General features: G+C 55.9%; 17 protein-coding genes and 3 tRNA genes. 9 read left to right on the forward strand and 11 right to left on the reverse strand.

Going from position 1 to position 26,225, the window contains the following annotated elements; translation table 11 throughout:
* Nucleotides 1–58: 58 nt before the first annotated feature.
* The 3 genes from queF (at nucleotide 59) to xni (ending at nucleotide 3,269) form a co-directional block, all read left to right on the forward strand.
* Complete coding sequence (gene queF / locus ACMV5I_RS20155) at nucleotides 59–904, forward strand: NADPH-dependent 7-cyano-7-deazaguanine reductase QueF (protein WP_414825144.1); 846 nt, start codon at nucleotides 59–61, stop codon at nucleotides 902–904.
* A gap of 183 nt (nucleotides 905–1,087) precedes the next feature.
* Nucleotides 1,088–2,452, forward strand: a complete 1,365-nt coding sequence (gene ppnN, locus ACMV5I_RS20160; protein WP_024484302.1) for a nucleotide 5'-monophosphate nucleosidase PpnN — start codon at nucleotides 1,088–1,090, stop codon at nucleotides 2,450–2,452.
* A 58-nt stretch (nucleotides 2,453–2,510) separates the two neighbouring features.
* Nucleotides 2,511–3,269 (forward strand): flap endonuclease Xni, encoded by a 759-nt coding sequence (xni, locus tag ACMV5I_RS20165; RefSeq protein WP_021806119.1) that lies wholly within the window; start codon nucleotides 2,511–2,513, stop codon nucleotides 3,267–3,269.
* Nucleotides 3,270–3,299: 30 nt separating this feature from the next.
* Here xni and rlmM read toward each other — a convergent pair whose 3' ends face one another.
* The 4 genes from rlmM to ACMV5I_RS20185 all read right to left on the reverse strand — a co-directional run bounded on the left by rlmM (nucleotide 3,300) and on the right by ACMV5I_RS20185 (nucleotide 6,505).
* Entirely contained in the window at nucleotides 3,300–4,403 is a 1,104-nt protein-coding gene (gene rlmM, locus ACMV5I_RS20170; protein WP_024484300.1) for a 23S rRNA (cytidine(2498)-2'-O)-methyltransferase RlmM, read from the reverse strand.
* Complete coding sequence (locus ACMV5I_RS20175) at nucleotides 4,396–4,791, reverse strand: DUF423 domain-containing protein (RefSeq protein WP_202727698.1); 396 nt, start codon at nucleotides 4,789–4,791, stop codon at nucleotides 4,396–4,398. Before ACMV5I_RS20175 ends, rlmM begins: the two co-directional genes overlap by 8 nt.
* 52 nt (nucleotides 4,792–4,843) lie before the next feature.
* A complete protein-coding gene (locus ACMV5I_RS20180) occupies nucleotides 4,844–5,761 on the reverse strand; it encodes a transcriptional regulator GcvA (RefSeq protein ID WP_024484298.1) in 918 nt (305 codons plus the stop codon).
* 519 nt (nucleotides 5,762–6,280) lie between these two features.
* Nucleotides 6,281–6,505: a YgdI/YgdR family lipoprotein gene (locus ACMV5I_RS20185; protein ID WP_021806121.1), complete on the reverse strand. Its 225-nt coding sequence runs from the start codon at nucleotides 6,503–6,505 to the stop codon at nucleotides 6,281–6,283.
* Nucleotides 6,506–6,698: 193 nt separating this feature from the next.
* Between ACMV5I_RS20185 and csdA the strand changes: the two genes are divergently transcribed.
* Nucleotides 6,699–7,904: a cysteine desulfurase CsdA gene (gene csdA / locus ACMV5I_RS20190; protein WP_414825149.1), complete on the forward strand. Its 1,206-nt coding sequence runs from the start codon at nucleotides 6,699–6,701 to the stop codon at nucleotides 7,902–7,904.
* A gap of 19 nt (nucleotides 7,905–7,923) precedes the next feature.
* Nucleotides 7,924–8,358 carry a cysteine desulfurase sulfur acceptor subunit CsdE gene (gene csdE, locus ACMV5I_RS20195; protein ID WP_414825150.1) on the forward strand — a complete coding sequence of 145 codons (435 nt, stop codon included), beginning with the start codon at nucleotides 7,924–7,926 and terminating at the stop codon, nucleotides 8,356–8,358.
* Here the strand turns inward: csdE and tcdA are convergent.
* A complete protein-coding gene (gene tcdA, locus ACMV5I_RS20200) occupies nucleotides 8,349–9,155 on the reverse strand; it encodes a tRNA cyclic N6-threonylcarbamoyladenosine(37) synthase TcdA (RefSeq protein WP_024484294.1) in 807 nt (268 codons plus the stop codon). The two genes, csdE and tcdA, sit on opposite strands and share 10 nt — an antisense overlap.
* A gap of 136 nt (nucleotides 9,156–9,291) precedes the next feature.
* On the reverse strand, nucleotides 9,292–10,437 hold the full coding sequence (gene mltA, locus ACMV5I_RS20205; protein ID WP_414825145.1) for a murein transglycosylase A: 1,146 nt from the start codon (nucleotides 10,435–10,437) through the stop codon (nucleotides 9,292–9,294).
* A gap of 237 nt (nucleotides 10,438–10,674) precedes the next feature.
* Between mltA and ACMV5I_RS20210 the strand changes: the two genes are divergently transcribed.
* From ACMV5I_RS20210 to ACMV5I_RS20220, 3 genes are all read left to right on the forward strand, one after another.
* Nucleotides 10,675–10,751 (forward strand) — tRNA-Met (locus ACMV5I_RS20210).
* 65 nt (nucleotides 10,752–10,816) lie between these two features.
* Nucleotides 10,817–10,893 (forward strand) — tRNA-Met (locus ACMV5I_RS20215).
* A 63-nt stretch (nucleotides 10,894–10,956) separates the two neighbouring features.
* Nucleotides 10,957–11,033 (forward strand) — tRNA-Met (locus ACMV5I_RS20220).
* Between the two features lie 104 nt (nucleotides 11,034–11,137).
* Here the strand turns inward: ACMV5I_RS20220 and amiC are convergent.
* A complete protein-coding gene (gene amiC, locus ACMV5I_RS20225) occupies nucleotides 11,138–12,388 on the reverse strand; it encodes an N-acetylmuramoyl-L-alanine amidase AmiC (RefSeq protein ID WP_024484292.1) in 1,251 nt (416 codons plus the stop codon).
* Between the two features lie 228 nt (nucleotides 12,389–12,616).
* On the opposite strand from amiC, the gene argA reads away from it, so the two are divergent.
* Nucleotides 12,617–13,942 (forward strand): amino-acid N-acetyltransferase, encoded by a 1,326-nt coding sequence (argA, locus tag ACMV5I_RS20230; RefSeq protein ID WP_121607681.1) that lies wholly within the window; start codon nucleotides 12,617–12,619, stop codon nucleotides 13,940–13,942.
* A 156-nt stretch (nucleotides 13,943–14,098) separates the two neighbouring features.
* On the opposite strand, the gene recD is transcribed toward argA, so the two are convergent.
* From recD to recC, 4 genes are all read right to left on the reverse strand, one after another.
* Nucleotides 14,099–15,949: an exodeoxyribonuclease V subunit alpha gene (gene recD / locus ACMV5I_RS20235; RefSeq protein WP_414825146.1), complete on the reverse strand. Its 1,851-nt coding sequence runs from the start codon at nucleotides 15,947–15,949 to the stop codon at nucleotides 14,099–14,101.
* Complete coding sequence (recB, locus tag ACMV5I_RS20240) at nucleotides 15,946–19,497, reverse strand: exodeoxyribonuclease V subunit beta (protein ID WP_414825147.1); 3,552 nt, start codon at nucleotides 19,495–19,497, stop codon at nucleotides 15,946–15,948. The genes recD and recB overlap by 4 nt, the downstream gene beginning before the upstream one ends.
* Nucleotides 19,494–22,385, reverse strand: coding sequence for a pitrilysin (gene ptrA / locus ACMV5I_RS20245; protein WP_414825151.1), 2,892 nt, complete (start codon nucleotides 22,383–22,385; stop codon nucleotides 19,494–19,496). Before ptrA ends, recB begins: the two co-directional genes overlap by 4 nt.
* 292 nt (nucleotides 22,386–22,677) lie before the next feature.
* Nucleotides 22,678–26,049, reverse strand: coding sequence for an exodeoxyribonuclease V subunit gamma (gene recC, locus ACMV5I_RS20250; RefSeq protein ID WP_414825148.1), 3,372 nt, complete (start codon nucleotides 26,047–26,049; stop codon nucleotides 22,678–22,680).
* Between the last annotated feature and the right edge of the window lie 176 nt (nucleotides 26,050–26,225).

The following is a 26,225-nucleotide window of genomic DNA, read 5'->3' on the forward strand; positions in this document are numbered from 1 at the left end:
TTCTCGCATACGGTAAACTGGTGCCTATTGTACCTATCTAAGACCAAGGTGACAGCTCATGTCCTCCTATCAAGATCATCAGGCTCTGGCGGCACTGACGCTGGGCAAGCCAACCGCATACCGTGACTACTACGATGCCTCACTGTTACAAGCTGTTCCTCGCAGCATGAACCGCGAGCCGCTGGGGCTTTATCCCGATAGCCTGCCGTTCCACGGTGCCGATATCTGGACGCTGTATGAACTGTCCTGGCTCAATGCCAAGGGGCTGCCGCAGGTCGCGGTGGGAGAAATCAGCCTGAATGCCAACAGCATCAACCTGATTGAGTCCAAAAGCTTCAAGCTCTATCTCAACAGCTTTAACCAAACCCACTTCCCGGACTGGGAAGCGGTACGCTCTACGCTGCAACGCGATCTCGCCGCCTGCGCGCAAGGGGATGTCAGCGTGAGCCTGTTCAGCGTCGATCGGCTTGAAGGCAGCCCAATCGCCCGGTTGGAGGGCGAATGCCTTGATCAGCAAGACATCAGCATTGATAACTACGAGTTCGATACGGGCTACCTGGAAGGCGCAGCCGGTAGCCAAATCGTAGAGGAAACGCTGGTCAGCCATCTGCTGAAGTCCAACTGCCTGATCACCAACCAGCCCGATTGGGGCTCGGTGCAAATCCACTATCGCGGTCCGCAGATCAACCGTGAGGCCCTGCTACGCTATCTGGTTTCGTTCCGCCATCACAACGAATTCCATGAGCAATGCGTTGAGCGGATCTTTAACGATCTGCTGCGTTTCTGCCAGCCGCAACAATTGAGCGTTTATGCCCGCTATACCCGGCGCGGTGGTCTGGATATCAACCCTTGGCGCAGCAATGTGGCGTTCGAACCGGCGCATGGCCGTCTGGCTCGCCAATAATGCTCAACAACTGAGCTAACAGGCGGTTTGTATTGGTAAAAATCCGGAGACGGCGGTAAGGTTAAATCAAGAGTGCCCGCTTTTTGCTCAGGCATTCCAGTAGGCAATACAAAATTCTTACCGCCGTGCATAGAGACAGGTAAGGATTATTATCGCCCTGTTTATGGGCGCAAAGGAGTTACCTTGATTACACATATCAGCCCACTTGGCGCTATGGATTTGTTGTCGCAGCTGGAAGTAGACATGCTGAAGCGTACCGCCAGCAGCGACCTGTACCGTTTGTTCCGCAACTGCTCCCTGGCGGTGTTAAATTCCGGTAGCCAGACCGACAACAGCAAACAGCTACTGTCGCGTTACGAAAACTTTGATATCAACGTGCTGCGCCGTGAACGCGGCGTAAAACTGGAGCTGGTGAACCCGCCAGAAGAGGCTTTCGTTGATGGCCGCATTATTCGTTCACTGCAGGCCAACCTGTTTGCGGTGCTGCGCGATATCTTGTTTGTCCACGGCCAAATTGACAGCGCCGAACGTTTCCAACACCTGAATTCGGAAGACTCCATTCATATCACCAATCTGGTGTTCTCCATCCTGCGTAATGCCCGCACGCTGCACCTCGACGAAGACCCGAATATGGTGGTGTGCTGGGGTGGCCACTCGATCAATGAAAACGAATATCTGTATGCCCGTAAAGTCGGTAGCCAGTTGGGCCTGCGCGAGCTGAATATCTGTACCGGCTGTGGGCCAGGGGCGATGGAAGCGCCAATGAAAGGGGCCGCCGTCGGCCATGCGCAGCAGCGTTACCACAATAGCCGCTTTATCGGTATGACCGAACCTTCCATCATTGCCGCCGAGCCGCCGAATCCGCTGGTTAACGAACTGGTGATCATGCCAGATATCGAAAAACGTCTGGAAGCCTTTGTGCGTATCGCACACGGCATCATCATTTTCCCTGGTGGGGTCGGTACGGCGGAAGAACTGCTGTATCTGTTGGGCATTCTGATGAATCCGGAAAACAGCGAACAGGTCCTGCCGCTGATCCTCACCGGGCCAAAAGAGAGCGCCGATTACTTCCGCGTGTTGGACGAATTCATCATGAATACGCTGGGCGAGGAAGCACGCCGTCACTACACCATCATCATCGACGATCCGGCCGAAGTGGCCCGTCAGATGAAGAAGGCCATGCCGCTGGTGAAAGAAAATCGCCGTAATACCGGTGATGCCTACAGCTTTAACTGGTCGATGCGTATTGCACCGGACCTGCAGCTCCCCTTCGAGCCAAGCCATGAAAACATGGCCAACCTCAACCTGTACCCGAATCAACCTGCAGAACAGTTGGCTGCGGCCCTGCGCCGTGCATTCTCAGGGATCGTGGCGGGCAATGTGAAGGAGAACGGCATTCATGCCATCGAACAGTTCGGCCCTTATAAGCTGCATGGCGATCCGTTGATGATGAAGCAGATGGACAGCCTGTTGCAGGGCTTTGTCGCCCAGCACAGGATGAAACTGCCGGGTACCGCCTACGTACCTTGCTACGAGATTGTAGCCTGATCATCACCTCTGGGCGGCGTCATAGCCGCCCTTATTTTCTGACGTTGTTGTCTTGCCTATGCCTATACATTTACTGATTGTCGATGCTCTGAACCTAATCCGCCGCATTCATGCGGTGCAGGGCTCCCCTTGTGTCAACGCTTGCAAGCATGCGCTACAGCAGTTGATTCAACACAGCCAACCCACCCACGCCGTGGCGGTGTTCGACGAAGACGACCGTAGCGAGAGCTGGCGCCATCAAATTCTGCCCGATTACAAAGCCGGACGTTCCCCGATGCCGGAAAACCTGCATCAGGAAATGCCGCAGCTACGCGAAGCGTTTGCCGAGCTTGGGGTGGCCAGTTGGCATTCTGCAGGCAATGAGGCGGACGATCTGGCTGCGACCCTGACGGCCAAAATTGCCGCTGGCGGGCACCAGGTGACGATTGTCTCTACCGACAAAGGCTACTGCCAGCTGCTGGCACCCAGCGTACAGATCCGAGATTACTTCCAGAAACGCTGGTTGGATATGCCGTTTGTGCAACAAGAGTTTGGCGTGTTACCGCAACAGCTCACGGATTATTGGGGGCTGGCAGGCATTGGTAGCAGCAAGATCCCAGGCGTTGCCGGTATCGGGCCAAAAACGGCAGTATTGCTACTGCAACAGATGGGGAGTCTGGATGGTCTGTATCAACACCTGGAGCAGGTGCCGGAGAAGTGGCACAGCAAACTGTTAGAGCACCGCGAACTGGCCTATATCAGCAAACAGGTCGCCACTTTGCGTACCGATTTGACGCTGGACGGCAATCTGCAACAGTTACGTTTGCCAATAAACTAAGGGCGCTGCCAGCAGCAACGCCCCTATGCCTTACTCGCGCTCGTCGCGGCGACCGGGAATGGCCGACCACATGCGGCGCACGTGTACGGTGATCTCTTCACGATCGTGGTACAACTGCTTAGCGTGGATCTCTGCGCTAATCCCCTCGTTGGCCAAGGCTTCGTGGATACTTTGCAGGTTCTGCGACACCTCTTCGTAACGCTTCTTCATCGGCAGCTTCAGGTTAAAGATCGCCTCACGGCACCAGCCTTTGAGCAACCATTGGATCATCAGGCTGGTGACTTTTGCCGGTTTCTCCACCATATCGCACACTACCCAGTAGTTTTTGCTGGTGGTCGGTTCAAAGCGGAAGCCGTCGACACGGTGATGGGTCACCTGCCCGGTATCCATCAGGCTCTGGGCCATTGGGCCGTTGTCCACCGAATGCACCATCATGCTGCGTTTGACCAACTGATAGGTCCAGCCGCCAGGGCAAGCCCCCAGATCGACCGCAAACATTCCGCTGCCTAAACGCTCATCCCATTCGTCTGCCGGGATGAATACGTGGAAAGCCTCTTCCAGCTTCAGCGTAGAGCGGCTTGGCGCATCGGACGGGAACTTCAGCCGTGGGATCCCCATATAGAAAGGGGAGTTGTTGTTGCTGTAGGAATACCCCACGTAGCAACAGCCCGGCGCGATAAAGAACACGTGTACCACCGGGCGAGAGGGATTCTCACGCGCCATCAGCACTTTCTGCTCACGCAATGCGCCGCGCAGCGGCACAGTCAGCTTGCGGCAGAACTTCAGCAGCTCTTTGCTTTCGTTGGTATCTGGCACTTCGACCCGTAATTCACCCCCGCGGTCGACCACGCCCATCAGCATGCCGACAATCGGTGAAACCCGATCTTCCGGCGGCAAATCACGCAGCAGTTCTCCTACCACCAACATCTGGCGGGCAAAGATCAGCTCACGAAACGGAATTTCTTTCGCCAGGCGATCGGCATCGTCCGGCTGATAGCATTCAAACAGCACATAGCCGCTGTTGTCTTTAACTCTGGCAAAGCCAAACACTTCCAACTGGGCGGCCTTGTCGGTAATTTCCGCCGCGCACTCTTTCTCAAAGCCTTGGCGGCAGTACAACGCGATCTTATTCATGGCGCTCGGCCTTTTTCCTCAGACGCAAAGCGCCAATCAACATCAATGCCCAACCGATCAGGAAGCAGGTCCCGCCTACTGGCGTGACATAAACCCAAATCTTTTGGTGAGACAGCGCCAGACAGTACAGACTGCCGCTGAACAACACGGTGCCGAGCGCCAACAGCGCTCCGCTCCAGTAAAACCACAGGCTGACCCGACGCTGCATGGCAACGGCCAGCCCCAGGATCGCCAGAGTATGGAACCCCTGGTAATCAAGCCCGGTGCGGATCCAGGCCATTTCATTGACCCCAAGCGCACTACTCAATACGTGCGCACCAAACGCGCCCAGAGCAACATAGACAAAACCACTGATAGCAGCAAAAATCAGCATAGAACGGCTACTCATCATTATTCACCTTAATCGAGATCCACCAGCCACAACGTCACCGCAGCCGGCCTTATTGTTCATAGCGAAAGCGGAACTTCTCCTGTTCGCTGGCCGCACGCGCCAAGATCCATTGGCGAAAGGCGGCTATTTTACCCAGTTCTGCCTGGCTGTCATGACATACCAGATAAAAAGCGTTTTTACTTACCAACACATCGTTAAACGGGCAGACCAGCCGACCGGCTTCGATCTCGGTTTGCGCCATCACGTTATTCACCAGCGCAATCCCCTGGCCGTGAACGGCCGCCTGCACCACCATGGCGCTATGGCTAAAGATTGGCCCTTGCTGCACGTTGATATGCTGTAACCCCAGTTGGCGGGTGTATGCCAACCAGTCGCGGCGTGAAGTATCATGCAGAAGCGTATGATAAGCCAGATCGCCCGGCACTTTCAGTGCATGATCGCCCATTAACAGGCTGGGAGAGCAAACCGGCAGCAGATATTCCGCATACAAACGCTCTGTGCGCACTCCCGGCCAGTTGCCACGGCCGTAAAAGATCGCCACGTCAACGTCATCCGCCAGCTTTTCTTCTTCGCGGTCAATGGCCTGGATACGCACATCGATCCCCGGATAAGCTGAGTTAAAGCTGGAAAGACGTGGCACCAGCCACTGAATGGCGAAACTGGGCGGCAGGCTGACGGTCAAAGCCCCCTTGGCACTGCGTGCCTGAAGCTTGCGTGTTGCCTCATTGATCGAAGAGAAAATCTCTTTGATATCCAGGTAATAACTCTGCCCCTCTTCCGTCAGCAACAGCGAACGGTTACGCCGTCGAAACAGTTTCAGCCCCAGGAAATCTTCCAGAGACTTGATCTGATGGCTGACTGCGGCCTGGGTAACAAACAGCTCCTCTGCCGCCTTGGTAAAGCTCAAATGGCGGGCTGCCGCGTCAAAAACCCGCAGAGCATTAAGAGGAGGGAGACGTTTAGACATGAATTAACCCTTTTGTATTGCAAACTGCGGCGTTGTCGACTGAATTCGCCTTTAACGCCGCCAGGCTGTGCCGAACAGGGATGTTCAAATGCCGCGAGCGCAAGGATGCGCCTAAGCGGCCAATCTGCAATTCATCGGCTTTAGTTACATTTATGTAACAAATGGCCGCCGGGTTTCGCAAACGAGATCAGGCTGCACGATACATAACGCCACTAGCCCATCCGCGTGGACTATTGCCATTAGTTTTTTTAATCCGAGCCATTATAAATTGTCCGTTGAGCATGCGCCAGTAAATACCTATAGTGGCGACACTTCCTGGGCCGGAACGAAAAGGGATTGGGTGTCGAGGACGCCGATGAACTTTTGGCTTGTGGTTGTGATGTTGTGTTTGCAATTTGTCCGCCAATTCGGACATGGTAGCTAGGCTACTGTTTTTCACTTCCTGTACATTTACCCTGTCTGTCCATAGTGATTTTATGCAGCACCGCCAACTTCGCGGTGCTTTTTTTTGCCCAATGTTTACTGGTTACCTTCCACCATCTCTTTCACATCGGCACGGTTAATCTGCTGCTCAACGCCGTTGGCATCTTTGTAGCTGATCATCCCGGTATCGTCATCCACCTTGGGTTTTCCATCGGCGACAATGGTGCGCCCATCGCTGGTATGCATGACGTAGTTGCTTGAGCAGGCTGCCAGGGTAAACGTGAGCATCAGGGCAGAGATAACTGCGGCTGTCTTGTTCATTTGTGACTCCTTGTAGATAAAAATGCTGTAAAACTCATTTCTGTTATTTAAGGGACTCATTCGAACGCCAATATTCAGCATAACAAACTTTCGTCAGATTTCCAGGAAACAGCGACAATTGTTCGGGATAACTTGTCTCTGACGGCAAAATAGGACAGGATCAATGGCTGACAAAGCCACTGATAATCAGCCGATGAAGCCTTTTGAGCCTACCTTGTTCCGCAGCCAGTTCCCGGCCCTTCAACAGGCGGGAATTTATCTGGACAGTGCCGCTACCGCGCTAAAACCGCAGGCGGTGATCGACGCCACGCAGCAGTTTTACAGCGCAGATGCCGCCACCGTACACCGTAGCCAACATCGTGCGGCGCAGGATTTGACCCAGCGCTTTGAGCAGGCACGCCAGCAGGTCGCTACCTTGATTAATGCCCCCGGTGCGGACGATATCGTTTGGACCCGTGGCACCACCGAAGCCATCAATTTAGTCGCGCAGAGCTATGCTCGCCCACGCCTGCAGCCCGGGGATCAGATCCTGGTTAGCGAGGCGGAGCATCATGCCAACCTGATCCCGTGGTTGATGGTGGCAGAACAGACCGGTGCCGAAGTGGTGAAGCTGCCGCTTGGCCCCGATCGCCTGCCAGATTTGACGCTGCTCCCTACGCTGTTGTGCGAGAAAACCCGCATTCTGGCCTTGGGACAAATGTCTAACGTCACGGGAGGCTGCCCGGATATCGCGCTGGCTATTGAGCTGGCTCATGCGGTGAACGCAGTAGTGATGATCGACGGCGCACAGGGCATTGTGCATTGCCCTGCCGACGTTCAGCGGCTCGATATCGATTTCTACGCCTTCTCAGCGCATAAACTGTATGGCCCAACTGGCATTGGTGCGTTGTATGGCAAAACCGCGTTGCTGGCCCAAATGGGGCCATGGCAAGGCGGGGGAAAAATGCTGACGCAGGCTTCTTTCAGCGGCTTTACGCCACAAAAACCGCCGCACTGTTTTGAAGCCGGTACGCCAAATATTGCCGGAGTGCTGGGGCTGGGTGCCGCGTTGAGCTGGCTGGAAACGCAGGATATGGCCGCCGCCGAGCAATACAGCCGCGCCCTGACGCAAAATGCCGAACAGCGTTTGCAGCAGTTACCCGGATTTCGCAGCTTCCGCAGTTCCGGCTCCAGCCTGCTGGCCTTTGATATCGCCGGGATCCACCACAGCGATATCGTCACCCTGTTAGCCGAACAGAACATCGCGGTACGCGCGGGCCAACACTGCGCCCAACCTTTGATCGCCGCATTAGGGGTCAGCGGAACGTTACGTGCGTCATTTGCGCCTTATAATACGCCGCAAGACGTCGATGCTCTGGTGCTGGCGTTAACTAACGCCATCGAATTACTGGCGGAATAAGATGCAAAATGGAGAACCGATGCTTGCCCCTCACCCTTTTGGCCGTGAAATCACCGCCGAGACGCTGATAACAACCTTCAGCACACTAAAACAGTGGGAGGACCGTTACCGCCAACTGATCATGCTGGCGAAACGCTTGCCATCGCTGGCGGCCGATCTGCGGCAAACGGAGATGGAGCTGAGCGGTTGCGAGAACCGGGTCTGGTTGGGGCACCAGAGGTTGGCTGATGGAACTCTGCATTTTTATGGCGACAGCGAAGGACGCATTGTGCGCGGCCTGCTGGCGATCCTGCTGACCGCAGTCGAAGGCAAAACGCCGCAGCAGGTCTTAGCTATCGATCCTTTGGCCCTGTTTGATAGCTTGGCGCTGCGTGCCCAGCTCAGCGCTACCCGAGCCAGTGGCCTGGCAGCCTTGGCGGCCAGGGTGCACGCTATCGCTGCCAGCTATGCCTGACGTGCCGCCTTTGCCACCATCTTCTTCAACGCGTGGGAGACGGCAATAAAGCCAAAGGTCGCGGTGACCATGGTCGCCGCGCCAAAACCCGCGCTGCAATCCATTCTCTTCGGCCCTTCTGCGGTACTGCGTGAGGCACACACTGAACCATCAGGCTGCGGATATACCAGCGGCTCGGTGGAGAAGACGCAATCAATGCCCAACTTGCCTTTGCTGTTTTTCACCACGTTAAAGTCGTTCTTCAACCTTTCACGCAGCTTGGCTGCCAGCGGATCCTGGATGGTTTTGGCCAGATCGGCCACGGCGATCTGCGTAGGGTCGATCTGCCCGCCGGCACCGCCGGTAGTGACCACCGGGATCTTGAAGCGGCGGCAATAGGCCAACAACGCCGCTTTGGGGCGCACGCTGTCGATCGCATCAATCACATAGCTGAAATTATGGTTCAACAACTCGGCGACGTTATCTGGGGTAATAAAGTCATCTACGCAGGTCACCCGGCATTCCGGGTTGATCGCCAGGATCCGCTCTGCCATCACTTCGGTTTTCGACTGGCCAACATGCTGGCGCAAAGCATGGATCTGCCGATTGGTGTTGGTGACGCAGACGTCATCCATGTCGATCAGGGTGATCGCACCAATGCCGGTTCGTGCCAACGCTTCAGCCGCCCATGAGCCGACCCCGCCAATGCCGATCACACAAACGTGCGCCTGGGCAAACAGGGCCAATGCCGATTGGCCGTACAGGCGTGCCGTACCGCCAAAACGCTGTAGATAGGCCTCTGAATAGGCTGTACTCATTTCTCTTTACTTACCTTGGTTGCAAATAGTCAGGGCCGGAAATCCGGCCCTGAGGACGCTCATAAACCCACCGGAATCACAACGTTGGGCGCTGCTTTGCGGGCGCAGCATGCAGCGCCCCTACGGTCGAACTAATTTAACGGGTAACCAGCTGGGAACCACTCGAGGTGGCCAACGGTTGATTGGCACTAAACAGCTGTGCCCCAGGATTACCGCCTTTCAATACCCAGACCCGGCCATAGTGATTATAGAACCCTGCCGAGTGTCCGGCTTCTGGGCCAATCCCCTGGTACATATCAAAGTGCTGGCCCTTGATGGCACCGCCCACATCGAGGGCAACCATCAGGCGCATTTCATATTTTCCCGTGAACTTGCCCTTGTTGTCCAGTAGCGGGACTTCTGCCAGCAACGTGGTACCGGCCGGGATCAGGGAGCGATCGGAAGCCACGGAGGCTTTGGCAATCAACGGCACCGCGCTGGCCCCTTTCACCGGAGCGAAAGGCACCGGGTGGAAGAACACGAACGACGGGTTTTGCTCCAGCAGCTCGCGCACCTCGGCTTCGCTGTGGGTATCCGCCCACTGGCGAATGGCTTGCATGGACATATCGGCCTTGGCCACTTCACCGCGATCGATCAGCACCTTGCCGATACTGCGGTAAGCATGGCCGTTCTTGCCGCTATAACCAAAGAACACCAATGGCTGGCCATTGCCGAAATCGACATAGCCGCTGCCCTGCACTTCCATCATGAAGTTATCCATCAGGGAGTTGGTGTAAGCAATGATGTAACGGCTGTCCAGCGCCCCTGAGTAAATACCGGCACGATCCGGCAGGCGGCGCTTACCTTTGGCTGGCATGCTGTACAGCGGGTAGCGGAATTCGCCCTGCTGGGTATAACGCGCCTGCAGCACCGGTGTGTAATAGCCGGTGAACTGGACGTTGCCATAGCTATCTACGCCTTCCATCTGATAGGCGCTGAGGCCGAACTGGTTCAGTTGGCGCGTATCCGCCCCCGCCGCCATCCAGTTTTGCACTGCCTGATAGGTGGAGTTATTGCGGTTAAACAGCGACGGCGAAGCGTACTTAATCTCCATCAGTTGGTTAGAGTAATCCTGGCCGTTGATCGGGGCGCCTCTGGCATTGGGGCGATTCACCAACTCCAGCGACTGATCCAGATGACCATCTTTATACTGCTGCCCACGGTCGGTCGGTTTTGACGAACAACCGGCCAGTACCGCAACCACTAACCCACCGAGCAGGTATTTGCCCCAACGTCCTTTCATTGCACACTCTCTCAGACTGATATGTTCCATACCCAATGGATACGGGTAAACTGGCTGAACGATAACAAACGGCTATAGATAAAGGAATCGCTACCGCTAAAAATTCCCAGCCAGATGATTATGATGAAAAAAAACGCAAATTGGGGACTAATTCAGCATATAAATGGCTTTCGGTGAATTATATGCAAAAAGGGTTTGCAACAAAATGCCTGGAGAGTATAGTGCGCTTCCATCGGACGCGGGGTGGAGCAGCCTGGTAGCTCGTCGGGCTCATAACCCGAAGGTCGTCAGTTCAAATCTGGCCCCCGCAACCAACCGATACTGTGATAACGGTATCAAAAATGTGTTGGATTCGATGAAAGAAAAGGTATTATACGGACGCGGGGTGGAGCAGCCTGGTAGCTCGTCGGGCTCATAACCCGAAGGTCGTCGGTTCAAATCCGGCCCCCGCAACCAACCGATACGGCAATGGCGGTATCACATGAAGGGTTGGTTCGATAATATCAGTATCAAGACGGACGCGGGGTGGAGCAGCCCGGTAGCTCGTCGGGCTCATAACCCGAAGGTCGTCAGTTCAAATCTGGCCCCCGCAACCAATCTTGATTACATCAGACAAGCACCTTAACGGGTGTTTTTTTGTATCTGAATTTCCCCTACCTTCCCAATTAACCACACCGCCCTTCCTTGGGCTACGCCTGGTTTAACGCCGTGCCAATGCGCCACCGTTGGCGAAATAGGCTTTGATCCCGGCCAGAATAGATTGCGCCACCTGCTGCTGAAAATGGCTGGTGCGCAGCTTGCGCTCTTCTTCCAGATTGCTGATAAACGCCGTCTCCACCAGGATCGACGGGATATCCGGGGCCTTCAATACGGCGAAGCCGGCCTGATCGACACGATTTTTGTGCAGGCGGTTAATTTTACCCATCCGGTTCAGCACTTCCTTACCGAACTTCAAACTGTCATTGACGGTGGCGGTCTGCAATAGATCGAACATGGTGTGATCCAGGTAGCGATCGCCACTCTTGCTGACCCCGCCAATGTCGTCGGCGGCGTTCTGGGTTTGCGCCAGAAACTTGGCGGCGTTGCTGGTGGCCCCTTTGGTAGAAAGCGCAAACACCGAGGAACCGCGTGCCGAACGGTTGCTGAAAGCATCGGCGTGGATCGAGACAAACAGATCGGCCCGCTGCTTACGAGCTTTGGCTACGCGCACCTTTAATGGGATAAACACGTCTTCATTGCGCGTCATAAACACTCTCATGTTGGGTTCGCGTTTGATCAGCGCACTGAGACGACGGGCAATCTGCAACACAATATCTTTTTCACGGGTTTTGTTTTTGCCAATAGCCCCCGGATCTTCACCGCCGTGCCCAGGATCGAGCATGATCACAATCGGCCGATCGCGCCCAGCCTTACCGGCCTGCGGTGCTTCTGCCGGTAACGTCCGCTCCAGATCTCCCTTGTTGTAATCTTCCAGTAACGCCAACAGCGGATCATATTCTTCACCGCTGCCCCCCTTGGTTGGATAAAGATCCATCACCAGACGGTTGCGGTATTCGGAGACGGGTGTCAGGGTAAACATATTTGGGCTGACGCTTTGCTTGAGTTCCAGCACCAGCCTGACGGTATTCTTGTCAAACTGGCCGACCCGGGCCTGTTTCAGATAGGGATCTTCTTTGCGCACCTGCCCGGCGATGCCTTTAAGCACGCTATTCAGCTGTACCCCTTCCACATCCACCACGATGCGCTCTGGATTGGTCAGGGCAAACTGTTTGTATTTTAGCGGGACATTGGATTCCAACGTGACTCGGGTATAGGTCGAGGAAGGCCAGACACGGACGGCAATCACATGAGAAGCAGCGGCGAAACCAACGCGACTCACACTCAGCAACCAGGTTGCGGCAACCCCCTGCAACAAACGACGGCGACCCGGATTGTGATTAGAGTTAGGCATGCGGCTCCGGTAAAAATAACGATTAAAAAAACAGCAAAAAAAAACAATGGCAAAAACTTTACCCAATCCATTCACCGCTGTCATCAGAAAATCTTTTTATGATCTTTCAATTTATTAATCAGTTAGCACATTTGTCAGAAAAATCACTCTCATTTCCTACTTGCCTTTGGCGCAATAAAAGAATAAAAATACAAAAATACCGTATAAATATGCAAATGAGGTCTTGCCGTGAAGGAACGTAGTACAGAGCTGGTGCAAGGATTTCGTCACTCAGTTCCCTATATCAATACTCACCGTGGCAAGACCTTTGTCGTCATGCTGGGTGGCGAAGCTATTGAACATGAAAACTTTTCCAGTATCGTCAATGATATCGGGCTGTTACATAGCCTGGGCATTCGTTTGGTGGTGGTCTACGGTGCGCGGCCGCAGATTGACGCCAATCTGGCGCAGCATAACTACGAGCCGATTTACCATAAGCATACCCGGGTGACCGACGCCCATACGCTAGAGTTGGTCAAGCAGGCCGCTGGCTTGTTACAGCTGGATATTACCGCACGACTTTCCATGAGCCTGAATAACACCCCATTGCAAGGGGCGCACATCAACGTAGTGAGCGGCAACTTTATTATCGCTCAACCGCTGGGCGTGGATGATGGCGTCGATTATTGCCACAGCGGCCGTATACGCCGTATTGATGAAGAAGCCATTCATCGCCAACTCGACAGTAAGGCCATCGTGCTGATTGGCCCGGTGGCGGTATCGGTGACTGGCGAAAGCTTTAACCTGACCTCGGAAGAAGTCGCTACCCAGTTGGCAATCAAGCTGAAGGCTGAGAAAATGATCGGCTTCTGTTCATCACAAGGGGTGACCGACGCGGAAGGCAATATCCTTTCCGAACTATTCCCCAACGATGCGCAAAAACGCATTGAGCAGTTGGAAGAGACTGGTGACTACCATTCCGGCACCGTGCGCTTCCTGCGCGGCGCGGTAAAGGCCTGCCGCAGCGGGGTACGCCGCAGCCACCTGATCAGCTATCAGGAGGATGGTGCACTGGTACAGGAGCTGTTTTCACGCGACGGTATCGGTACCCAAATCGTTATGGAGAGCGCCGAGCAGGTACGCCGGGCAACCATCAATGATATCGGTGGGATACTCGAGCTGATCCGCCCATTAGAGCAACAAGGGATTTTAGTCCGCCGTTCGCGCGAACAGTTGGAAATGGAGATCGACAAGTTCACGATTATCGAACGCGATAACCTGACCATTGCCTGCGCGGCGCTCTATCCGTTCCCGGAAGAGAAGATTGGTGAGATGGCCTGCGTGGCGGTGCATCCGGATTACCGCAGTTCGTCACGGGGCGAGATGCTGCTGCAGCGGGTAGAAAGCCAGGCTCGCCAGATGGGGCTACAGAAGCTGTTTGTGTTGACCACACGCAGCATCCACTGGTTCCAAGAGCGCGGCTTCACTCCGGCGGAAGTTGACGTGCTGCCGATGCAGAAACAGGCTTTATATAACTACCAGCGTCGCTCGAAGATCCTGTTGGCCGATCTTTAACTTCCCCTAGCTAACCCATTGATTATCTAGACGGGCGCAGCATGCTGCGCCCCTACGTGCCGAACCCGGCGAGGGTTTGTCAACGATATCAAACCCAATCACCTGTCGTTTTTTATGTTTGATTGTTAGGCGGCACTAGCAAGCGCCCACCCGTTGTTACTTCCCAATCTGCAAGCGTTCTGCCAACCCGCTGCGGCGCTGCGTGGGGGTACGGATAGCGCTTACCAACACCTTGTCTACCGCATACAGCGACAACCGCTGGCGTGCGCGGGTAATGGCGGTATAAACCAATTCACGTGTCAGCACCGGCAGAAAATGATTCGGCAGCACCAGCGCCGTGTGGTCGAACTCCGACCCCTGCGATTTATGCACCGTCATCGCATAGGCAGTTTCATGCGCCGGTAAGCGGCTAGGCTGTACCGATTTGATACTGCCGTCCGGTAATTGGAAGTGCACACGCAGATCGCCGTCCTCACCGGGCAAGGCAATGCCAATATCGCCGTTAAACAGCCCCAGCGCGCTATCGTTGCGGCCAATCATCACTGGCCGCCCTAAATACCAACGCCCGGCAGGGCCAGGATTACGTCGGATCAAACCGGCACGCTGCAGCCCACTTTCGATACGCTCATTCAACCCAGCAACGCCAAATGGCCCTTCACGCAGGGCGCAGAGCAACTGGAAACGGCCAAAGGCATCCAGGATCGTCACGGCCCCTGCCCCTTCTGCTACCAGCCGCAGATAGTCGCGATAACCGGCAACGCAGCTATCCAGCAGCCGTTGATAATCTTCGGTTTCTGCCAGTGGGTAACCCTCCACGTCAGAATAGCTGCCGTTCAACGCTGCCAGGGCGCGCTTGCTATCGCCAGCATTCACCGCCAAAGCCAACTGGCCAATGCCGGATTTGGCATCAAACCGGTAACTCTTGCGCAGCAGGCACAGGCTGTCGCGCACCGCTGCCTCGGCCTGCGCTGGCTGCCCTTGCAAAGGGCAACCGGTCAGGCGCGCCAACTGCGCCGCACGGGCTTCGCTATATCCCTGCTCGGCAAACCGGCAGATATCCCCCAGCACGGCTCCAGCCTCCACTGAGGCCAGTTGATCGCGATCGCCAAGGAAGATGACTCGCGCCTTGGGGGGCAAGGCGGCAATCAACCTTGCCATCATGGGCAAATCCACCATCGAAGCCTCGTCCACTATCAGCACATCCAGATGCAGCGGGTTGCCCCGGTGATAGCGCATGCGCTGGCTGTTTGGCTGGGCCCCCAGCAAGCGGTGTAACGTTGCCGCTTCCGAAGGGAATAAGGCCCGTTGCTCCGGGGTTAAATCCAACTGACGGCTAGCGCTTCCCAAGGATTCGGTTAGACGAGCCGCTGCTTTACCGGTAGGTGCAGCAAGCTGAATACGCAGACGCTCCCCGTCCGCCAACTGCACCAGCGCCGCCAACAGCTTGGCGACAGTGGTCGTTTTGCCAGTACCGGGGCCGCCGGAAATAATCGCGATGCGGCGCGTGGCCGCTACCGCTGCGGCAATTTTTTGCCAGTCGGGTTCATCCGTAGCCGCGCCAAATAACCGATCGAGAATAGTACGTAGCTGTGCCTCTTCAAGTTCCTGTGGCACGCTGTCGCTGCTGATAAAAGTGGCGACGTCACCTTCGCTCTGCCACATGCGTTGCAGATACAGCCGCTGCTGTTGCAGGACCATCGGCGTTGCCGTACTGCCATCGCTAATCGCTGGCGATACCGCCAGACGCTGTTGCCAACTCGCCACGTCCGGTTGCCCGCAGGCCTGCCACGCGGCCAAGGCCAACTCCGGCTGGCGGCCACCAAACAGATTCTCCGGCAATAGCTGTTCGAGCAACAGACAAACGTGGCCCGCACCGGCCTCCGAGCTCAGGCAGGCGGCGGCCAGCAGGATATCAGGTTCATCATCGTTGGCGACCACCTGGGCAAATTGCACGTCTAACGGTCGCAGGGCGCCCAGAGCCAACGCCTGATGCAAAATCTCAATCATTGCCCATCCTCAACGTTGGCCGCTTCACCGCTAAACAGGCGATCCATTCCTTCAACCAGAGCGAACTCCGGGCGACAGGCAAAAATACCGTTGCCCTCATGCTCGGCATCCACCCCGCGTAAAAACAGATAAATCACCCCACCAAAATGGCGCTGGTAATCGTAATCCGCCAGACGATGCCCCAGATAGCGGTGCAGCGCCAAGGTATAGAGTTGGTATTGCAGATCGTAACGGTGTTCCGCCATCGCCAGCGCCATCGCCTCTTGGGTATAGGCGCTGCTGTCTTCACCCAGCCAGTTGGATTTGTAATCCAGCAGGTAGTATTTTCCCTGCCAGCAGAATACCAGATCGATAAAGCCTTTCAGCATGCCCTGAACCTGTTGAAAATCCAGTGCCGGGCAGCCAGCAGAAAGGGGATCGTAGCGTTTTACCAACTCATCCAGTTGCTGCGCTTGCAGCAGGCCGCCGATCGGCAGATAGAACTGTAATTCTGCCTGCCTGGCCCCCGACGGTAAGGCGGATAGCGCGACGCCGCTGCTATTGAGCGGCGCATTCAACAGCACCTGCATCCAGCCGGATAATACCGGCAACCAATGCTCCTCTAGCCCTTGCTGTTGCAACTGCTCTAACAGCCACTGTTCATCTAGCGGTTGGGTAAAGTCCAGCTCCTCAAACAGGCTGTGGAGGAAGGTGCCAGGAGCCGCGCCACGCGGAAAAGTATGGGGAGTAAATGCGGGTGGTGTAGCCGTATCGCCCTCACCAACGGCATCAACGTCCAGGCGCGGCAACAGCTCCTGCATCCGGCTTGCGCCATGCTGTTGCAAGCCGGTATAGCTGGTTACTCGCCAGAAATCCTGCATCCTGCGTGGAAACTGCCTGGCCGTCAGTTCTGCGGCGGCTGCCATCTGGGGCTGCCAACTCTGTTCACCCGGCGCATCCACCAGCGACAGCGCGATGCCTTGGGTTGCCAGCTGTTGCAGGCAGGTTTGCAGATAGGCCGCATCGCCCGCCTGCCCCGCCTGTACCAGATATCCCAGCGCGCTGCGGTGCAAATCCGTATCGCCCTGCTTCTTGCGCGTGCCGAGGAACAACGGCGCAATACCGATGCTGCAGTGATACACCGAACGGGTCAGCGCCACGTACAGCAGGCGCAAATCCTCTGCCAACCGTTCTTCTTCCGCCCAGGCCACGCTTTCTTCGTTGGCATTGAGATCCAGCAGGGCTTTAAAGGTCTGGCGATCGTGGTACAGCACCTGCTGCTGCTGGCGGAAATTCCCCACAAAAGGCAGCCACACCAGATCGAACTCCAACCCTTTCGACTTGTGGATGGTGATCACCTGCACCAGATGGCGGTCGCTTTCCAGCCGCAGTTGCTGATTGTCCGACTGGCGATTCGGCTGAGCGATCTGCTGCGCCAACCAACGTACCAGCGCATGTTCACCATCCAGCTGCGCCGTGGCTTCCTGCAACAGCTCCCCCAGGTGCATGACATCGGTCAAACGGCGTTCGCCCCCTGGGCTGGCCAGCAGGTTTTCTGCCAGATGCCGCTTGGCCATCACCTCACGCAGCATTGGTAACACGCCACGGCGCAGCCAGTGGCTACGATATTCATCAAACTCGTTGACCAAATCATCCCAAGCGGACTCGTTATGGTTTAGCCCATCCAGCGTCAAGGCGTCCAACCCCAATAGCCCGGTGGCCAAAGCGCAGCGCAGGGTTCGCTCCTGTTCGGGAGCCAGCACCGCCTGTAGCAGCCACAGTAAATCTTTGGCTTCTGGCGTATCAAACACGCTATCACGATTGGAAAGGTAAACCGAGGGGATGGCCAGTGCGCTGAGCGCATCACGCACCAACGCCGCTTCGGCGCGGCTACGCACCAGAATGGTAATATCCGATGCCTGAACGTGGCGACGTTGATCCCCTTTGACCAGCCAGGCTTCTCCGGCCTGCCCGGCACTCAGCCAGTCGCGGATCTGGGCTGCACACAAGCGCGCCATTAATTGTTGGTAATCACTTACTCCGGCCCCATCCCCGGGTTGCAACCAAAATTGCATGGCCGGTTGCGGCTTATTCTGCCACTCGAAGACCAATTCCTGATTCTTCGCTGCGGCAGCCACCTCGATAAACGGGATTTGGCCAAACAGGAACGGCTTTTCCACCTGAGCAAACAGGCGGTTAACGCTACCAACCATCGCCGGTGATGAGCGCCAGTTGGTCTCTAAGGTGTAGTGGGCACTTACCTCTGAACGAGCCTTCATATAGGTAAAAATGTCGGCCCCACGGAAGGCGTAAATCGCTTGTTTGGGATCGCCGATCAGCAGCAGGCCACACTCTTCCCGGCCAACATACAGTTTCTGGAAGATCCGGTACTGCTGTGGGTCGGTATCCTGAAACTCATCGATCATCGCCACCGGATAACGCTGACGGATTGCCAGCGCCAGTTGTTCACCACCGGCGCTTTGCAGTGCCACATCCAGCCTGCTGAGCAGATCGTCAAACCCCAGTTCGGCACGCTGGCGTTTTTCCTGTTGAATGGAAAGGCGTATTTCACTCAACGCCCTTGCCATGATCAAGTCACGCAGGGTCAAGGGTTCGGCAAATAGCTCATCAATCGCCACAAACAGCGGATGCCGCGGAGCTTCACCTTTCTTGGTTTTCTCCAGCAGCACCGATTGGCGAAACTTCTCCAGCTCTTTAGGTAACTGGTAATCTTCGGTTTCCTGCCCCGCCCATTCGCCCACCTTATTCAGCCAATTGGGTAAATGCTTGCTGCTGTAGCTACGTTTGTCGACGCCAGACTGACTGATGAGCGCCTCCAGATCGGCCGCCGCTGCCTGCCATTGCGCCTTGAGGGCATCGATCCGCGCAACTATCTGTTCATGGCGCATCAACACCGTTTCTTCATCTTTCGGTGGCTGACGCAGAGTAGGAGCTTCGCCATGCAGATAGCCCGAGAGATCGCTCAACAAAGCCTCTGGGCCGCTCCACTCCTGGCTAACCGCCCGGGCAACGCCCAGTGGCAATGGGTAGCAGTGACGCCGCCAAAAATCGGCGCAAGCCTGACGGCGCAACGGCAGTTCGTCCTGCACCAGCGTTTGTTCAAACAGAATGCCCGACTCGAATGCGTTGTGAGTAAGCATTCGCTGACAAAAACCGTGGATAGTGTAGATCGCCGCTTCGTCCATCTGGCGCTCGGCAGCCAGCAATTGCGCGGCGGCCTCTGGCAGATCGCCAATCTCCGCCATCAGCGCGGCAAACAGCGGGTCTGAGCTATGCCCGCGTACGCAGGCAATGCGTAATGCGTGGATATTGCTGCGAATGCGGCCCCGGAGTTCCTCCGTCGCCGCTTCGGTAAAGGTAACCACCAGGATCTCTTCTACCGTGAGCGGCCGTGGAAACGCCGCTGCCTGGCCTAAGCCAAGCAGCAAGCGCAGATACAAAGCGCCGATAGTGAAGGTCTTCCCTGTCCCTGCCGAGGCTTCGATCAGCCGTTCACCAAACAGCGGCAACGTCAGTGGATCAAGCCGCTGAGGAACGCCTTTCGTCATGGCGTCGCCACTTTACGAGGCAGCGTTTTTTGCAGTGACGAGGCGTTAGGATAGGTCACCCAACCCTCACCCGGCGCAGCAAAGTCGGCTTTCTGCTGGCTGCTGCCACTCACCTGAGACAACAGTGCCAGACCCTGTGGCTTAATCACCGCCTGATGGAAGTAATCCGCCAGTTTGGCAGGCGTTAGAATCTGTACCTGAGCGATCAGCTTTTCACGGGTATCGAAGGAGAAATTACCGCGATCGAAATCGCTACTGAAGCGGCCCGCTTCTTCACCCAAGGTTTGTGGACGCTGTTGCAGCTCATTGATCATGGCCTGTTTGTATTGGGCAAAATCGGCATCGCTCAACTCACGCAGACGCTTTTCCGTCTTCGGATAGAAATCTTGATAGCGCTGGTAGAGATAGGCTGGCTGCTTACTGTTGCTTTGCAGCAGGAAACCTATGCCCCACTGGCGGCCAACCGGCATCGCAAAGGAGAACACCGCATAGCCGAGCTGCTCTTGGGTACGCAATTGGCTGTAGAACCACGGTTGGATGATCTGCCCCAGCAATGAGCTATAGGCCATGCTGGTCACTTCGTCATACCCCGTTGGAACATACACCGCCGCCAGCGCCGAATCGGTGCTGCTGCCAGGACGCTGCAGGTTGGCAAACTGGTTTTTGGCAATCACGACGTTTTCGCCGTGCCACCATTCCACACCGGTACAACCCAGGTTCTTCTTCAGTGAAGAGGCCAGCGTGTCCACCTGTTGCTTGCTCATATTACCCACTACCAGCAACTCCGGCGTGGCCCCGGCCATCAGGCTGTCGCGGTAAGCCAGCACGTCTTGCAACGTTATGGTTTTCAGCACTTCACGGCGTTCACTGCGCTCGGAATAAGGCACGCGGGACAGCATCTGTACCGGCTGGATCGCCAGCTCAAAGGCTTTGCCCTTCTCGGCGGAATCCAACTGTTCCAGATACCAGGATTTCGCCTGCTCCAACTGCTCTTGCGTTGGGGTAAAGCTGGAGTAACCTTCAATCAGCGAGGTCAACAGCTGCGGTAGGCGCTGGGTAAAGCCATTGGCGCTAAACATCAGGCCATTATTAGGTGAGGTAGAGAAGCTAATCCCGCCCACCGAAGCCTGATAGCTCAACTCATCGAGCGAGATCCCCGCCAGATAATCCATCAACGAGAACAGCACCTGATTACGCGCTGAATCCATGGTTTTGGCGTTACGCAAAGCGACCGTCACATCGGCCTTGGGTTCATCGGCAAAATAGCGGCTTGGCATATACAGCACCCGCAACCCTGGCTGGTTCACCACCATTTCCGGTTTGGTAAACTCATGTGAAGGCTTGTTCAGGGTAAACTCATCCGGAATATAAGGGTTCAGCCCAGGCAGAGAAAGCGCGATATCTTTACCCAACTGCTGCCATTTCGCGAAGCGTTCCGCGCTGATTTTCTCGACCTGATAAGGTGCCTCAACAAAGTAAGCCGTTTTATTGTGCGGCTCATTCGGGCTGACAAACCAGATACGTGCATTTTGTGGCGTCATCTGACCCAGGCGTTCAGCAATGGCTTTAGGATCGTAGCGATCGGCCAGGTACGGCGCATCCAGCGTATGCTCTACCGGTACGCGCAGCATGGTATCCACCAGCCATTCGATGTAATTCATGTCGCGGGTAATCGACGGATAGCGGAAATCCAGATTCAGCACATGGGCGATCTCGTCAAAATAACTTTGTTTGATCCCTTCGCCCTGCAGCATTTTCAGATAGCTGAAGATCGCTGCCACCACCTGGTCACGCTCCGCCAGCCCCTTGTCGGTCAAGGAAACGCTGATTGAGAACACACCGCCGTTGCGATCGACCATCGGGTCGGCACCCGCATTGATGGCATCTGCCAGCCCCTGCTTCTGCAGCCAGTCGGAAAGCGTATTGGTGCTGCGGTTGCCAATCAGGTAGCTGATATAGGTATCGGTTTTGCTGCGGAACTCGGCGCTGTTGTTATCGATACGGAATTCGACCTTCAGCTGTTTGCGCGGCTGCGCCGGTACATAATGAATAATGATGCCCTGCTGCTCCGAGGTGACCGCAGGAACGGTGATCGGTGGCACTTTCGCATCGTGGTTAGGAATGCGGCCGAAGGTTTTGACCGCCAGCGCTCTCAGTTCAGGCAGGGATTGGTTGCTATACAGCACGCCCTTCATCAGGTTGGCAGAATAGTAACGCTGATAAAAACCAACCAGTTCTTCATGCAGCTTGCTGCCTGGCTTGTCCTGCAAAGTCTCGAGGTTGCCGCCAGAAAAACGTGCGCTAGGGTGAGCCGGATTAAGAGTTTCTGCCCCAACCTGTGCCATACGCATACCGTCACGGGAGCGCGCCATCGTCAACTCGGCATTCACCGCATTACGCTCACGGTCCGCGTTGCCAGGATCCAGAATTGGTTCGGCAATGGCATCGGCCATGCGGTCGACAGCGGGTTCTAAAGCGTCGTTTTCCACTTCCAGATAGTATGCGGTGCGGTAAGACGCGGTGCTGGCATTGTGGCTACCACCGTGCTTTTTCAAAAACTCGGAGAGGTTCTCGGGTTCTGGATAGCGCTTGGAGCCCATCAGTACCATATGTTCCAGGTAGTGAGCCAAGCCAAGTTGGCTGTTGGGATCTTCCAGTGAGCCTACCGGCAGCGCCAGGGCAGCCAGTGACTTTGGTGCCAACGCGTCAGACACCAGCAGTACGGTCATGCCGTTATCCAGCTTGATAGCCTGATATTCACGCGGATCGTGATCGCTTTTGTTGATCTTTTCCGCCAGCGGTTGCCAGCCTTGTGCGGCCCAGCTTAACGGCGCCCAAAACATAACCAATAACATCAACCCGGTAATGCGGGTCAACAGTCTGCGCATATCCAAAATAAACCCCTGTTCTCTGGCTGTCACGCCAACTCCCTGACGGTGACAGCATGGTGCAAAATGACACAACCGGAAGCGATGCCCAATGAAATTCAATTTCTAACTCAAAGCATTACGGTTTTAAACACTCAACTCACTATAGCCCACATCGTTGGGGGCGTAACGTACGCCACGTCTACAACGTATATGCCTATACGTTATGTAAGACCAGACTTAACCTCAATGGTTGAGTATAAAAGCGTAAAATTTTTATCACCTCACTGCGACCTGTATCACTGAGGGGGTGTTACCCCAGGTTATTGCGGGCCACGGGCAACAGGTAACGCTCTGTTTCTTTCAGGATTTGTTCAAGGCGAACATTATCCATTTGGCGGAAAACGCGCTGGGTATAGGGATCTGCCCCCTCGCCCGGGATCCGCTGATCGCCCTGCCAGGCTTGCAGCAGCTTGGCACGCGCCTTGACCTGGACTTCTTCATCCCAGTCTATCTGCTGCGTTTGCGCCTGATAACATTGGCTCAACCAGGCCCAGCCGCTTTTATTGAGCAGCATCAGCGGCTGCGACAGGCCACGGCGGTAACCCGCCACTAGCTCCGCCAACTGCTCATGGGCCTCCTCGCTCGTCAGCGCAGCGAAGCGCCAGGCGGAATTCTTGCTGCCAAACATACGGCTTTCCCCGGCCCCCCCAACGCAGCAATACACCAGGTGTTCCAACCAAAGTAAGATGCCGTCTACGGCCGAAAGCGTTGCTGGCCGCCAGCGTAGCAAGCCATCCTGTTGCACTTGATGCAACCAGCCGGTGATGCGCATACCCGCAACGTCGATATCCAGCTCCAGGCTGCCATTCTCCTGGCGCTGTTCACGCACCCGTTCGGCCAGCTCCGCCATTTCTTCCTGCTGCTTTTGCCAGTAAATCTCACCAAAAGCTCCGTAAGGTAATCCCCCCGATGCACGCACCCGTTGGTACAACTTGCCTGCATCCTCCCCCTCGATCAGCGTGTTCAGCAATTGGCTGTTGAACTGATAGCGGCTGAGGTTATCCAGCGTAAAAGGCTCGTCTTCCGGCAGATCGGTCTCTTCCAGAATGAAGTTAACGCCAAGACGTAGCTGGAAGAAGGCACGGATCGGATGGCGGTAAAAACGGAGCAGTTCATCCAGAGAAACCTGGGTTTTCTCTTCCGCCACCAGCGGTTGATTAAATTCCGGATGTGCAGCGCCACGGCCATCGGCAGCGGCCAACCATTCTGCCGCATAGCTTTGATCTTCACTCCCCGGCAGGAAGTTTTCCGCAGCAAACGGCATGCGGGCATGGCGTTTAAGCAAGTGCTCACCGACCCTGCGTGCGCTGCCGTCCGCATCCAGCCCTTCATCGCCGGGCAGGCAATAACTTTGCTGCAGATATTCCAACAGTTCAGTGACCAATACCGAAGGATAGCGCTCGCTGTTATCCTGAATGGAACGGCCAATAAAACTGATGTACAACTGCTGCTGGGCAGAGAGGATCGCCTCCAGGAACAGGTAGCGGTCATCGTCACGGCGGCTGCGATCGCCCCGCTTAACCTGCTGCGCCATCAGGTCAAAACCCAGCGGCGGCAAAGTGCGAGGGTAGACACCGTCGTTCATGCCCAGCAGGCAGACCACCTTGAACGGAATGGAACGCATGGGCATCAGGGTACAGAAGTTGATCTGACCGGCCAGGAAACGCTGGCTGATGCGCTGCTGATCGAGCCGTGCGGCCAGTTCATCGCGCAGCAACGTCAACGGCACAGCATCGGGATAACGCGCCGCCAGGCCAAAGCTGGCCACTTTCTGCCACTGCTCTTCGATCAGCGCCAACGCCTCTTCGGTTTCGCTGTCCGTCTCAAAGAAGCTATTGAGCAGTTGGCGGCACAGCGGCAACCATTCGGCTAACGGCCGCTCTTCACTGAGGATTTGCCGCCAACGGCTGAGTTGTGCCAGCAGATCGGCCAATTGCCCGGCCAGTTCGGCCACTAATCCACTCGACTCATCGTAAGGTAATACGCCCTGCCAATCTCCGGCGTTGCTGTCCATGGCGTAGCCCAGCAGCATCCGCGTCAGGCCAAACCGCCAGGTATGCTGCCCGGTTGCGGGCAGATCCAGCTCACGCACGTTGTCATCATCCAAGCCCCAACGTACCCCGGATTCGCCAGTCCAGTGGCGTAACAGGCTTAGCCCCTCTTCCTGAATTGAGAAACGCGCCGCTAGCGCGGGCACGTCCAACAGCGCCAGTACCTGCTCTGAGGTAAAACGGCTTTGTGGCAGATCCAGCAGGGAGATAAAGGCTTGTAGCGCAGGATGCGCCTGCCTGGCCTTGCGGTCGGAAATGGCAAACGGTAGATAGCGCCCGGCCGGGGCATTGCCAAACACCGCCTGAATATACGGGGTGTAGCTGTCGATATCCGCCACCATCACGATGATGTCGCGCGCGGTGAGTTGGGGATCTTCTGCCAGCATCGTCAGCAACCGATCGTGCAGCACCTCGACTTCGCGCTGAGGGCTGTGGCAGGCATGCAGACTGATGGAGCGATCCTGCGGATCGAGCTGGCGTTTATTGTCACTGCGCTCCAGGGTTTCCGGCGTGGTGCCGATCAGTGCGTGATCTTCCAGCTCCAGCATGTCGTGCTGAATGGCGTGCAGCAAGCTATCAGCCGGGATCTCGACAAAGGCATCCACCTCCTGCACCGCCTCCATCTGCGACAGTAAATACAGATGGTCGCGCCCAAGCTTGCCCCAGGAAGCCAGCAGTGGGTTACTCAGCTGTTGTTCGCCCTCGGCATCAAATAGTTGGGCTGCCTGTTCCGGCTGGCGGAACAGGCCTTGCTCCCGTGCCTGGTGATAGTGGCGGCGTTTACGGCTCTGCAAACGGGCCAGAAAGGCGTAGTCCTGAATGTCGCCCCAGTAATAGCGACAGGGGTTGGTAAACATCAGATGGATATCAATATGTTTACCCAAGGCCTGCAGTGCTTCCAGGTAAATTGGCGGCAAGGCAGAAATCCCACAGATAAAGACCCGTGGCGGCAACCCCGCAGGGCATTGAGTGGCATTCTCCAGCGCGCTGATAAACCGGCGATATAAGTTGGCACGGTGCCATTCAGGCTGACCCAGCTCGTGGGTATATTCCACCAGCCGATGCCACAGGGGGGCTTGCCAGCTTTGCGCCTCCGCCAGCCCTTCTACCGCCTCCCCACGCTGCCAACTCTCCAGCCACTGCGGGCGATAAACCAGATATTGGTCAAACAGATCGGCAACGCGCCCGGCGAGCTGGTGGATCTTGCGCTTGTCGGCGTCATCGGTCAGGTAATGCTGTAGAGGAGCAAACTCGGGCCGGGTCAGCATGCCTGGCAGCAGCCACATCAGCTTCCAGGTCATGGCATCTTTGCTAAAGGCGCTCTCTTTGGGAATGCCTGGCAATACCTTGGTGAACATGTCCCAGATAAAGGTCGCCGGGAGCGGGAAAACGATATTCGCGGCAATGCCAAACTGCTCGGCCAACTGCATCTGCAACCACTGTGCCATACCGGGGCTTTGCACCAGCACCACTTCCTGTTGAAACGGATCGGCCAAAGGTTCTCTGGCTATCAGCGCGCTGGTCAGCGTTTTCAGCAAGTCCAACTGATTGGAATGATAAACCGTAAACATGAGGCTCCTTGGAAGCGAAAAAGGGCATTACCGACTACTGACTCAACGGCCCCTCACCCTAACCCTCTCCCACAGGGCTGAGGAATCCCCAGAAAAAAATGAAAGGCACGATGAAGTGTGATCTACTGGTTGCGCTAACAAAACAGAAGAGACCTCATCGTGCCTTTACAAACAGT

Source organism: Serratia sp. T13T92, assembly GCF_047530105.1.
Taxonomy (GTDB): Bacteria; Pseudomonadota; Gammaproteobacteria; order Enterobacterales; family Enterobacteriaceae; genus Chania; species Chania fonticola.